Below are 12553 nucleotides of genomic sequence, written 5' to 3'. Positions count from 1 at the left end.
GGGCAATCCGGCACTTTGTTAACTACTCACGCGTACGTCCACACACAAGACCGGCCCCTTTTCTCCGAGTGCCCGGTGACCGCGGCTTGACGCCCCGACACCCCCGCCGGGGAGTCCCCCACCGACGCCCGGGTAACCACTACCGTCGAGGGTGACGACGAGACGCACAACGCCGTGCGTCTCACCTGGCAACGCGTCCCGAGGTGGAATGTGAAGGCGATCCGTCGGTTCACCGTCCGTCCCGTGCTCCCCGCCCCCCTCCGGCCGCTGAGCGACCTGGCGCGCAACCTGCGCTGGTCCTGGCATGCGGAAACGCGCGACCTCTTCCAGTCCGTCGACACCGAGGCATGGGCCGCCGCCGCGGGCGACCCGGTACGGCTGCTGGGCACGGTTCGGCCGGCCCGGCTGGCCGAACTGGCCGACGACCGGCGGTTCCTGCGCCGGCTGACCGCGGTCGCCGACGACCTGGACGACTATCTGACCGGCGACCGCTGGTATCAGACACAGGCCGACGGGCTGCCCGCCGCCGTCGCCTACTTCTCGCCGGAGTTCGGCATCACGGCCGCGCTGCCGCAGTACTCCGGCGGCCTCGGCATCCTCGCCGGGGACCACCTGAAGGCGGCCAGTGATCTCGGCGTACCGCTGATCGGGGTCGGGCTGATGTACCGGCACGGGTACTTCCGGCAGAGCCTGTCACGCGACGGCTGGCAGCAGGAGCACTACCCGGTGCTCGACCCCAACGAGCTGCCCGTGACCCAGCTCAAGGACACCGACGGCACCCCCGCCCAGGTCTCCCTCGCCCTGCCCGGCGGCAAGGCGCTGCACGCCCGGATCTGGCTGGCGCAGGTGGGCCGGGTGCCGCTGCTGATGCTCGACTCGGACGTGGAGGAGAACGACCTCGGCGAACGCGGCGTCACCGACCGGCTGTACGGCGGCGGCAGCGAGCACCGGCTGCTCCAGGAGATGCTGCTCGGCATAGGAGGTGTCCGGGCGGTGCGGACGTACTGCCGGCTCACCGGGCACCCGGCGCCGGAGGTCTTCCACACCAACGAGGGCCACGCGGGCTTCCTCGGGCTCGAGCGGATCGCCGAACTGTGCGAACGGGGGCTGGACTTCGACTCGGCGCTGGAGGCCGTGCGGGCGGGGACCGTGTTCACCACGCACACCCCGGTCCCGGCCGGCATCGACCGCTTCGACCGCGAGCTGGTCGCCCGGCACTTCGGGCCGGACGCGGAACTGCCCGGCATCGACGTGCAGCGCGTCCTGGCGCTCGGCATGGAGACCTACCCGGGAGGCGAGCCCAACCTGTTCAACATGGCCGTGATGGGTCTCAGGCTGGCCCAGCGGGCCAACGGGGTGTCGCTGCTGCACGGTCAGGTCAGCCGGGAGATGTTCGCCGGTCTGTGGCCGGGATTCGATCCCGAGGAGGTGCCGATCACCTCCGTGACCAACGGGGTGCACGCCCCGACCTGGGTGGCGCCGGAGGTGCTGCGGCTCGGCGCCCGGCAGATCGGCGCCCAGCGGGCCGAGGACGCGCTCACCGTCGGCGGTACCGAACGCTGGGACTCGGTCGCGGACATCCCGGACCAGGAGGTCTGGGAGCTGCGCCGCACCCTGCGCGAGCGGCTGGTGCTGGAGGTGCGGGAGCGGCTGCGGGCGTCCTGGCGGCAGCGCGGTGCGGGGAACGCGGAGCTGGGCTGGATCGACGGGGTCCTCGACCCGGACGTCCTGACGATCGGGTTCGCCCGGCGCGTGCCGTCGTACAAACGGCTGACGCTGATGCTGCGCGACCGGGACCGGCTGATGGAGCTGCTGCTGCATCCGGAACGGCCGGTGCAGATCGTGGTCGCGGGCAAGGCGCACCCGGCGGACGACAGCGGCAAGCGGCTCGTCCAGGAGCTGGTGCGGTTCGCGGACGACCCGCGGGTGCGGCACCGGATCGTCTTCCTGCCCGACTACGGCATGGGGATGGCGCAGAGCCTCTATCCGGGCTGCGACGTCTGGCTGAACAACCCCCTGCGCCCGCTGGAGGCGTGCGGCACCTCCGGCATGAAGGCGGCCCTCAACGGCTGCCTCAACCTCTCGGTGCTGGACGGCTGGTGGGACGAATGGTTCCGGCCGGACTTCGGCTGGGCCATCCCGACCGCGGACGGCGCGGGCACGGACGCCGACCGCCGGGACGACATCGAGGCGGCGGCCCTGTACGACCTGATGGAGCAGCGGGTGACCCCGCGCTTCTACGAGCGGGGCCGGGGCGGACTGCCCGACCGGTGGATCCAGATGGTCCGGCAGACCCTCACCCTGCTCGGGCCGAAGGTGCTGGCCGGGCGCATGGTGCGGGAGTACGTCGACCGGCTCTACGCGCCCGCCGCGCAGGCTCACCGGGCGCTGACCCCGGACACCGCGCGGGACCTGGCCGAGTGGAAGTCCCGGGTGCGGGCCGCCTGGCCCGGGGTGGGCGTCGGCCACGTCGAGACGACCGCGACGACGGCCACCGCGGAGCTGGGCACGACCGTCGGGCTGCGGGTGCGGGTGGCCCTCGGCGAGCTGGCCCCGGAGGACGTCGAGGTGCAGGCGGTGTCCGGCCGGGTGGACGCGGAGGACCGGATCACGGACGCCACGATCGTCCCGCTGAAGCCGGTCGGCGCCCCCGACCTGGAGGGCCGCTGCCTGTACGAGGGCCCCCTGTCCCTGGACCGCACCGGCCCCTACGGCTACACGGTCCGCGTCCTCCCCGCCCACCGCCTCCTCGCCTCCGGCGCGGAACTCGGCCTGGTGGCCGTCCCGGCGGAGGACGTGGTGGAGGGAGCGGGCGTCCTGCTGAGGTGACGAAGGACTGCGAGGCCGTCCCCCCGAACGGCCTCGCAGCCGCCTACGGCAGGATCAGCCGCATCCCCGAACAGTCACCGCCACCGGCGGGATCCGCGGAGTACAGCCAGTAGACGGTCGCCAGCAGTGCGAGGGACAGCACCAGGCCGAGTACCGCGGCGGCCGCGGCCAGTCCGTGCTGCCGTCCCGCACCCGCGGGGAGCCCGCGCCGTCGCGCGGTGCGGCGCAGCGCGACGTAGACGACCACCGCGCTCACCGAGCAGGCGAGACCGGCCCACGAGGTGACGTACATCCGGGCCGAGGGTCCGAGGTAGCGGCAGTCCTGGAACGTGTCCGCGTCCCAGGCCAGCCGCGCCACCAGCAGCCCCGCCGAGACGACCACGAGCAACGGCACGAGCAGCAGACCCCGCCGCCGGGCGACGGTGGCGGCGGAAGCGGTTGGTGAGGGTGCTTGCAGGGGAGGGGTCATCAGTACCGGTCCGGGTCGGGGCGGACGAACCTGAGGTTCTGGGTCCTGGCGCACATCCGCCGGTGCTGCCTCAGGGCGGCGGGTAAACCATCGCGATGGTGCATACCTGCTGGTCGAAGCGAGCAGAGCACGGTGGTGAGCACGTCGAACGGCGGAGTGAAGGCGTCGTGAGGACGAGTGGCCTCAGCTTTCGTCCGCGTCGGCGCACAGGCGGCGGAGGACCGTTCCGCAGCGGCGGGCGTAGGCGTGCTGGAGGCCGCGGGTCGCGGCGCCGCCGGCGCGGGCGTACCACTTGGCCGGGCGGCTGAAGGCGGCGACCGTGAGCCATACCGTGCCGTCGCCCGTGCGGTCGACCACGAAGGCCTCCTCGCCGCACTCGGGGTGGCCCTCCAGCGTGCCGTACGCCCAGCCGGCCCGGCGGGGATCCTCGGCCGTCCAGATGACGCGGCAGGGGGCCTTGACGATGCCGGCCAGCGTGACCGTGACGTCGACGCCGGGGGCCGCGCGCTCCGCGCCCGCGTCGATGCCCACGCCGAGCGCGCGGTGCATCTCCCAGGTGAGGACCGCCTCGGCGGCCCGCTGGAAGAGCCGCTGTCCTTCGCCGAGCCGGGTGCGCACCAGCAGCGGGCGGAAGCCGGGCGGGCAGAAGGCCAGGTCGTTGCGGGTCGCTCCGACCGGCTCGTAGGTGAAGGGCGCCGAGGACATGGGTCACAAGGGTAGGGCGGTACCCGGGAGGACTTCCTCCCGGGTACCGCCCGAGCCCCGGGGTGCGGCTAGCTGACGTTGACCGCCGACCAGGCCGCGGCGACCGTCTTGTACTCGGTGCTGGTGGAGCCGTACAGCGCGGACGCCGCGTTCAGGGTCGCCGTGCGGGCGGCCTTGTAGTTGGTCGTCGACGTCATGTACGTGGTCAGCGCCTTGTACCAGATCTGCAGCGCCTTGGCGCGGCCGATGCCGGTGACGGTGGAGCCGTTGGAAGTCGGCGAGTTGTAGGTCACGCCGTTGATCGTCTTCGAACCGCTGCCCTCGGCGAGCAGGTAGAAGAAGTGGTTCGCGACGCCGGACGAGTAGTGCACGTCCTTGTTGCCGACCGTGGACGACCAGGAGTCGGCGGAGCCGCCGTCCTTGCTGGGCTTGTCCATGTAGCGCAGCGGGGTGCCGTCACCGTTGATGTCGATCTTCTCGCCGATGAGGTAGTCGCCGACGTCGGAGGAGTTGTTCGCGAAGAACTCCACACCCGTGCCGAAGATGTCCGAGGTGGCCTCGTTGAGGCCGCCGGACTCACCGCTGTAGTTCAGGCCCGCGGTGTTGGATGTGACGCCGTGGCTCATCTCGTGGCCGGCCACGTCCAGCGAGGTGAGCGGGTGGGTGTTGGACGAGCCGTCGCCGTAGGTCATGCAGAAGCAGCTGTCGTCCCAGAAGGCGTTCACGTACGAGTTGCCGTAGTGGACGCGGGAGTAGGCGCCGACACCGTTGTTCTTGATGCCGCTCCGGCCGAAGGTGCTCTTGTAGAAGTCCCAGGTCTCCTGGGCGCCGTAGGCGGCGTCCGCGGCGGCCGTCTGGTCCGTCGAGGAGCTGGAGGCCGCACCCGTGCCCCAGACGTTGTCGGCGTCCGTGAACAGGCTGCCGGTGCCCGACGTCTTGTGGGCCAGGTTGTAGGTCTTGTGACCGCCGCGCGTGGTGTCGTACAGCTGGTACGTCGAGCCCGACAGGTTGGTGGTGAGGCTGACGGTGCCCGAGTACAGGCTCTTGCCGGTGCCGGTCGCGTTCTCGATGCCCTGGTACTCGTAGAGCTTCTTGCCGGTGGTGGCGTCGGTGACGACGTGCAGCTGGTTCGGGGTGCCGTCGTCCTGGAGGCCGCCGACGACCGTCTCGTAGGCGAGGACGGGCGTGCCGGAGCCGGCCCAGATCACCTTGCGCGCGCCGTCCGCGGCGGACTTGGCGGAGCCGAGGGTCTTGGCGGCGGACACCGCCTGCTTCTCGGCCTTGGCGGCGGAGATCCGAGGCTTGAGCGAGGCCGGCTTGATGGCGGACTTGTTCGCTCTGGTGACGCCCTCGGCCTTGCCGGACTTGGCCGTGTGGACGACCAGGTCGCCGCCGAGCACGGGCAGGCCCGCGTAGGTGCGCTCGTAGCGGGTGTGCACGGTGCCGTCGACGTCCTTCACGACGTCCTTGACGACCAGCTTCTCCTTGGCCCCGAGGCCTATGCGCTGCGCGGTGCCGGCGGCGCCGGCCTGCGCCTTCTGGATCAGCGTGGTGCGGGCGGCGGCCGACAGCGTGGTCGGGGCCGCGGCGAGCGGCTTCGCGGCGGCCGATCCGGCCGGCGTCTGGGCCGAGGCGGTCGTGGTCAGACCGGTGGAGAGGAGGGCTCCGGCCGCGACGGCGGTGGCGACGGCCAGGGTGGTGCGCTTGTGACGCGCGTAGAGGGGGCTCACAGAAGCTCCTTCTTGTGGGGAGTCCGTCCGGCGTGGGGATGCCGTCCGGGTGTGGGGTGGTGAAGTTGCTGTGCTGCGGCGGGTGGAGAGAGAGTGACATCAGGGGCGCGTACATGTCAGGACCCTGAAGTGATGTTGGCCGAAAGGCGACTGTCCGATACATGTTGCGGCTATGTGAACAGAGGCCGCCCGAGGGCACGGGACCCTCGAACGGCCTTGTGTTCGTGCGGCTTTGGCGTGCGGTTTACGGGAACGTCAGCTTCCAGCTGTTGATCGTTCCCGTGTCATAGGTGGCCTGATCCTGCACCTTCAACTTCCAGGTCCCATTGGCCGATTCCGCGGCGGCGTTGACCGTGAAGGTCTGGTTCACGTCGTCCGCCGAGTCGGAGCCGCTGAAGCTCTTCAGGCGGTACGAGGTGCCCGACGGTCCGACGAGGTCGATCACCAGGTCGCCCCGCCAGGTGTGCGAGATGTCGACGCTCACCTGAAGGTTGTTCGGCGCGTTGCCGGTCCGGCCGGAGACCGTGATGTTCGAGGTGACGGCCGGCCCGTTGTCCGGGATCGACACCGGGGTGGTGTTCTCGTACGACGTGCCGCCGCCGCCCCCGCCACCGGAGCGCGAGCCGACCCCGACGCCCGCCCAGGCGTCCTGCACCGCCTTGTACTCGGCGCTGGTGGTGCCGTACAGCTCGCCGGCCGCCGCGAGGGTGCCGGTGCGGGCGCCCGCGTAGTTGGTGGTGGACGTCCACTTGGTGGTCAGCGCGCGGTACCAGATCTGCAGCGCCTTGTCGCGGCCGATGCCGGTGACCGGGAGGTTGTCCGCGGTCGGCGAGTTGTAGGTGACACCGTTGATGACCTTGGTGCCGCTGCCCTCGCTCAGCAGGTAGAAGAAGTGGTTCGCGGGGCCCGACGAGTAGTGCACGTCGACGCCGCCGATGCCCGAGTACCAGCTGTCCTTGGACGCGCCGTCCTTGCTGGGCTTGTCCATGTAGCGCAGCGGGCTGCCGTTGCCGTTGATGTCGATCTTCTCGCCGATGAGGTAGTCTCCGACGTCGGTGGAGTTGTTGGCGTAGAACTCCACGCCGGTGCCCATGATGTCGCTGGTGGCCTCGTTGAGGCCGCCGGACTCACCGCTGTAGTTCAGGCCCGCGGTGTTGGAGGTGACGCCGTGGCTCATCTCGTGGCCCGCGACGTCGATGGCGGTCAGCGGCTTGGCGTTGCCGGAGCCGTCGCCGTACGTCATGCAGAAGCAGCCGTCGTCCCAGAAGGCGTTGACGTACGAGTTTCCGTAGTGGACGCGGGAGTAGGCGCCGACACCGTTGTTCTTGATGCCGCTCCGGCCGAAGGTGTTCTTGTAGAAGTCCCAGGTGACCGCGGCACCGTAGTGGGCGTCCGCGCCCGCGGTGGCGGCGTTGGAGTTGGTGCCGTTGCCCCAGGTGTCGTTGTTCTGCGAGTACAGGGTCCCGGTGCCCGAGGAGCCGTGGTTCAGGTTGTACGTCTTGTGGTTGCCGCGCGCCCCGTCGGTGAGCGTGTACGTCGATCCCGACTGGGTCGTGGTCAGCGTGACCTGCCCGCTGTACTGGGTGTTGCCGACACCCGTGTCGATGCCCTGGTACTCGTAGAGCTTCTTGCCGGTCGTGGCGTCGGTGATCACGTGCAGCCGGTTCGGGGTGCCGTCGTCCTGGAGGCCGCCGACGACCGTCTCGTACGCCAGCACGGGCTTGCTGTCCGCCGCCCAGATGACCCTGCGGACGCTGTCCGCGGCCGACTTCGTGCCGCCGAGCGCCTTCGCGCGTCGCACGGCCTGCTTCTCGGCGGTGGCCTTCGCCACGGCCGGGGTGAGGCCCGGGACCGTCAGCGTGGCGTTCGTGGCTCTGACGACGTCCATCGTCTTGCCCGATCTGGCGGTCACGACGAGGTCGCCGCCGAGCACCGGCAGACCGCCGTAGGTGCGCTCGTAGCGGGTGTGGGTCGTGCCGTCGGCGTCCTTGACGACGTCCCGGACGACCAGCTTCTCCTTGCCGCCCAGGCCGATGGACCGGGCGGTCGCGGCCTTCGCGGCGTCGGCGTCGCGCAGCAGCTCGGCGCGCTGCGAGGGGCTGAGCTTGACGGCGACATGGGCCGGATCGGCCTTGCCGGCCTGCGGCTTCGCCGGTGCGGCACTGGCCGCGCCCGTCTGGACGGCGGCGGCGATCAGGGCGGCGACGCCGGCGAGGGCGACGGTGGCGGTGCGGCGGTGCGTGAGGGTGCGCTGCGGGGTGTGGGAGGTGCGTCCGCGAGAGGAATTGCTTCTCAACACTGACTCCTTCTGCATGACCGCGGGTCGCGCGGCCAGGGGAGACCGGACGGTGGGTTGAAGACGTCCGGGCAGAACAGGGCGTTGCGCGGAACCTCGTGCAGGTGCGGAGCCGGCTCACGCAAGACGTGCGTCAGCTGTGGGGTTGCTGTGAGTCGGCCAGGGAAGAGTGACAGGAATCACCGGACCTGTCAGGACCGCGTCACGAATTTGGCCAGAAATACTCCGTTGACCGGATGTTCATGTTCGGTATGCGAACCGGCGGGCCGGCGAGAGGGTTTGAGCCAGGGCGCGCCGCCATGGGCGGACCGGGGCGAGGACCGGGCGCTGACTAGGGTGGTACGCGGGGAGGGCATACGAGGGGGGCGGATGAGCGGACGCGGGACCGTCGGACGGGCGGTACGGGTCGGGCTGGTCGTGAGCGGGGTCCCGGTGCTGCCGTGGGCGGGCCTGTGCCTGCTGGTCGCCGTGGTCGAGCACGTCCGGGGCGGGGACACCGCGCAGGCCGCCGCCGACCTGCGGGGCCTCGGGGTGCTCCTCGGCGGCGGAGCGCTCGTCGGGGTGCTGACAGGGCTCGTCCTCGCCGGTGTGCTGACGCTCGTGTCGCGTCCGGTCCGCGGCACCGCGGGGCTCGCGTGGGCGGGGACGCTGACGGCCAGCGTGCTCTTCCCCGCGGAGTTCGCCGTGGTCGGGGTCGCCTCCGACGGAGGCTACGCGGAGTTCGCGCTGACCTTCCTGCTGTGGCCGGTGATGGCGGCGGTGGCCGGTCTGCACGCCGCCGATGTCGTGGGGCGCGCCCGCACCCGCGACTGGCTCTGGACACCCTGGCCGCCCGGACGGCTCCGGCGGGACTGAACCGGCTCCCGCGGGCGTCCGGACGGGCACCGGTGCGGGGACGCCCCCGTCGGGCTCAGCCTTTCCCGGTGTCCCCGTGCCACGTGTGCCACAGGGCCGCGTAGGGGCCGCCGGCCGTCACCAGGTCCTCGTGCGTGCCCAGTTCCGTCAGCAGACCGTTCTCCATGACGGCCACCCGGTCGGCGTCGTGGGCCGTGTGCAGGCGGTGGGCGATCGCGATGACCGTACGGCCCCGCAGCACCGCGGCCAGGGCGCGCTCGGTGTGGCGGGCCGTGGCAGGGTCCAGCAGGGCCGTCGCCTCGTCCAGGATCAGGGTGTGCGGGTCGGCCAGCACCACCCGGGCCAGGGCGAGTTGCTGCGCCTGGGAGCCGTCGGTGCGGCAGCCGCCCGCGCCGAGCCGGGTGCCGAGGCCGTCCGGCAGGGCGCGCACCCAGTCCTCCGCGCCCACCGCCCCGAGCGCGGCCCACAAGTCGGCGTCGGTGGCGTCCGGTTCGGCGATCAGCAGGTTCTCGCGGACCGTGCCGAGGAACACGTGGTGCTCCTGGGTGACCAGGACCACCTGGCGGCGCAGCACTTCCGGCTCCAGCTCGGCGACCGGCACCCCGCCCACCGTCACCGTGCCGCTCCCCGGCCGGTCGATGCCCGCGAGCAGCCGGCTGAGCGTGGTCTTCCCGGCTCCCGACGGGCCCACCACCGCCAGCCGCTCCCCGGGCCGCACCGTCAGGTCCACCCCGCGCAGCACCTCGCTCCCGCGCTCGTACGCGTACCGCACCCCGCGCACGTCGATCCGGTCGTCCGCCGGCACCGGGGACCCGCCCCCCGCGTCCCCGCGCGGCGCCTGCGCCAGACCCTCCACCCGCGCGAACGACGCACCGCTGCTCTGGAGTTGCTCCACCCGCATCAGGATCTGGTCCAGCGGCTCGGTGAACTGCCGCAGGTACAGCGCCGCCGCCACCACCGCGCCGACCCCCACCCCGCCCCGCGCGTGCAGCCACCCGCCGAACAGCAGCACACCCGCCACCGGGACCGTGTACGTCACCTCGACCGCGGGGAAGAACACCGTCCGCAGGAACAGCGTGCGGAAGCGGGTCCGACGGGACGTCTCCAGCGCGTCCCGGCTCGCCGCGGTCCGGCGCCGCCGGAGCCGGAACGCCTCCACGGTCCGGGCCCCGGCCGCCGTCGAGGCGACGATCTCCGCGATCTCCGACGTCGCCGCGCCCTCGGCGAGATACCCGTCCCGGGCCCGCCGCAGATACCAGCGCAGCGCCAGCGTGATCGGGGTCAGGCCGAGCAGCCCGAACAACCCGAGCAGCGGATCGAGCGCGAACACCGCGCCGAGCACGAACAGCGCCTGCACACCGTTGACCAGCAGATCCGGGCCGACGTCCCGCAACGTGGTGCCGACGGTCGCCACGTCCGCCGTGCCGCGGGCCGTCAGGTCGCCGGTGCCGGCCCGCTCCACCACGGACGCGGGCAGCGCCAGCACCCGCTCGACGTACTCCTCGCGCACCCGGGCCAGCGTCCGCTCGCCGAAGCGGTGGCCCACGTACCGCGCCCAGCGGGCCAGCAGCAGCTGCGCCACCGAACACAGCAGGATCCACAGAGCGGGCCGGTCCACCGCGTCGACGCCGTGCCCGGCCCGCACCTCGTCGATGATCCGCCCGACCAGCCAGGGCCCGACCAGTCCGGCGCCCGCCGCGAGCGCGTTCAGCAGCAGCGCCGCGGCGAACGCCCGGCCGTCCGCCCGCACCAGCCGCAGCGTGGCCCGCCGCACCCGGGCCCGGTCCGCGACCGGCAGCAGTTGCTCACCCGCGGTCATCGCACAGCCCCCTCGGCGTCCGTGCCCACCGTGCCCACCGTCTCCGCCACCTCGTCCGTCTCTCCGGTGTCCCCCGCGTCCGGGGGGTTCCCGGCGTCCCGCGCCACCAGTGCCCGGTAGCCCGCCTCCCGGTCCAGCAGCCGCCGGTGCGGGCCGGTCGCCGCCACCTTGCCGTCGACGAGGAACACGACGGTGTCCGCACGGTCCAGCACCAGCGGGGAGGTGGACGTCACCACCGTCGTACGGCCCTCCCGCGCCGCACCCAGCCGTCCGGCGACCGTCGCCTCCGTGTGCGCGTCCAGGGCCGAGGTCGGCTCCACGGCGAGCAGCACCTCGGGATCGGCCAGCAGTGCCCGTACCAGCCGGAGCCGCTGCCGCTGACCGCCCGAGAGGCTGCGGCCCTGCCCGGCCACCGGCGAGTCGGGCCCCTCGGGCAGGCCGCGCACGACGTCCTCGGCGGCGGCCGCGTACAGCGCCCGGGCGAGGGCCGCGTCGCCGGCCGGGCGCTCGGCCGCCACCACGTCCCGTAGCGGCCCCGCGAACAGGTCGGCCTCGTTGTCGGCGACCAGGATCCGCCCGCGCACCGCGTCCAGCGGGACCTCGTCGAGCCGTACCCCGCCCCAGGTGGCGTCGGTCGGCCCGTACCGGCCGAGCCGGTCGACCAGGGCGGCCGCCTCGGCGGGCCGGGCGGCGGCGACCGCGGTCAGCCGGCCCGGCACCACCCGCACCCCGGACGCTGGGTCGTGCAGCTCGGCCGGTCCGTCGGGAGCCGCCCGGCGGCCGGTGTCGGGCTCCGGCTCCAGCCGCAGCAGCCGTACCACCCTGCGCGCCGCCACCACGCCCCGGTTCAGCTCGTAGGCCATCATGACGAAGAACGCCACGGGCCCGATCAGCACCGCCACATAGCCGTACACCGACACCAGCTCGCCGACGGTGATGGCGCCCCGGGCCGCCAGCCGGGCGGCGAGCCAGGTCACCACCGCCAGGAAGAGGGTGGGCAGGCCCATGCCGAGCGCCTGCACCCAGCTGGCCACCGCGCCCACCCGGTAGCCCTGCGCCCGCAGCCGCTGCGAATCACGCCGGAAGGCGTCCGCGAACAGGCCCTTCCCGCCCAGACCGTTGAGGACGCGGAGGCCGCCCGCGAGGTCACCGATCCGCGCGGTGAGCACCCCCTGCCGCTCCCGGTACTCACTCTCCGCGCCCTGCAGACGCCGCGTCAGCGGCCCGGTGAGCAACGCGATCACCGGCACCCCGAGCAGCACCACGGCGGCGAGCGGGACGGAGACGGCCAGCAGCAGGCCGGCCACCACCGCGTACACCACGACCGAGCCGACACCCGGCCCGACCACGGTCAGCGCCTGCGCCAGGGTCTGCACGTCGCCCACCCCGATCGTCACCACCTCGCCGGCCCCGGCCCGGCGCGGCAGCGCGGCCCCGAGCCGTACGACGTGGTCCACGACCACCTTCACCGTGCGGAAGTTGGCGTCCATCCGCACCCGCGTCATCGTGCGGTGCCGCATGATGCTCAGCCAGGCGTTCACCGCCCCGACCACGAACATCGCCCCGGTCCAGCCGGCCAGCACCCCCGGCCGCCCCGGCACCAGACCGTCGTCCACGGCCCGCGCCATCATGTACGGCTGCGCCGCCAGCAGCACCATCCACGTACTGCCCAGCAGCGCCCCGGCCACGGACCGGCCCGGCTGGCGCAGCACCAGCCACCACAGATAGCGCCAGCCGCCCCGGGTGTCGGGCCTGCCCGGGTCCTCGTAGACGTCGATCATCCGTCCCCCGATCCGCTCGGCCGCGCCGGGAGCGGGGCCCGGCCGCAAACGTCGAACCTATCCGGGGTG

Annotated in this window: 8 protein-coding genes; 2 read left to right on the top strand and 6 right to left on the bottom strand. The window is 72.7% G+C overall.

Annotated features, from left to right (window positions below; translation table 11 throughout):
* Positions 1-210: 210 nt before the first annotated feature.
* On the top strand, positions 211-2829 hold the full coding sequence (locus BLW57_RS13150; RefSeq protein ID WP_093474583.1) for a glycosyltransferase family 1 protein: 2619 nt from the start codon (positions 211-213) through the stop codon (positions 2827-2829).
* Positions 2830-2872: 43 nt separating this feature from the next.
* On the opposite strand, the gene BLW57_RS13145 is transcribed toward BLW57_RS13150, so the two are convergent.
* The 4 genes from BLW57_RS13145 to BLW57_RS13130 form a co-directional block, all read right to left on the bottom strand.
* Positions 2873-3298, bottom strand: a complete 426-nt coding sequence (locus tag BLW57_RS13145; RefSeq protein ID WP_093474581.1) for a hypothetical protein — start codon at positions 3296-3298, stop codon at positions 2873-2875.
* Positions 3299-3481: 183 nt separating this feature from the next.
* A complete protein-coding gene (locus BLW57_RS13140) occupies positions 3482-4003 on the bottom strand; it encodes a DUF1990 domain-containing protein (RefSeq protein ID WP_093474580.1) in 522 nt (173 codons plus the stop codon).
* A 68-nt stretch (positions 4004-4071) separates the two neighbouring features.
* Positions 4072-5733 (bottom strand): M4 family metallopeptidase, encoded by a 1662-nt coding sequence (locus BLW57_RS13135; RefSeq protein ID WP_093474578.1) that lies wholly within the window; start codon positions 5731-5733, stop codon positions 4072-4074.
* A gap of 244 nt (positions 5734-5977) precedes the next feature.
* Entirely contained in the window at positions 5978-8029 is a 2052-nt protein-coding gene (locus BLW57_RS13130; protein WP_093474577.1) for a M4 family metallopeptidase, read from the bottom strand.
* Between the two features lie 369 nt (positions 8030-8398).
* Here BLW57_RS13130 and BLW57_RS13125 point away from each other — a divergent pair, with 369 nt between their 5' ends.
* A complete protein-coding gene (locus tag BLW57_RS13125; protein ID WP_093474575.1) occupies positions 8399-8884 on the top strand; it encodes a hypothetical protein in 486 nt (161 codons plus the stop codon).
* A 55-nt stretch (positions 8885-8939) separates the two neighbouring features.
* On the opposite strand, the gene BLW57_RS13120 is transcribed toward BLW57_RS13125, so the two are convergent.
* Both BLW57_RS13120 and BLW57_RS13115 read right to left on the bottom strand, forming a co-directional pair.
* Positions 8940-10703 carry an ABC transporter ATP-binding protein gene (locus BLW57_RS13120; protein WP_093474574.1) on the bottom strand — a complete coding sequence of 588 codons (1764 nt, stop codon included), beginning with the start codon at positions 10701-10703 and terminating at the stop codon, positions 8940-8942.
* Complete coding sequence (locus BLW57_RS13115) at positions 10700-12484, bottom strand: ABC transporter transmembrane domain-containing protein (protein ID WP_093474572.1); 1785 nt, start codon at positions 12482-12484, stop codon at positions 10700-10702. Before BLW57_RS13115 ends, BLW57_RS13120 begins: the two co-directional genes overlap by 4 nt.
* Positions 12485-12553: the final 69 nt, after the last annotated feature.

The organism is Streptomyces sp. 1222.5, assembly GCF_900105245.1.
Lineage (GTDB): Bacteria > Actinomycetota > Actinomycetes > Streptomycetales > Streptomycetaceae > Streptomyces > Streptomyces albidocamelliae.
This window is presented reverse-complemented; position numbering and strand designations above follow the sequence as displayed.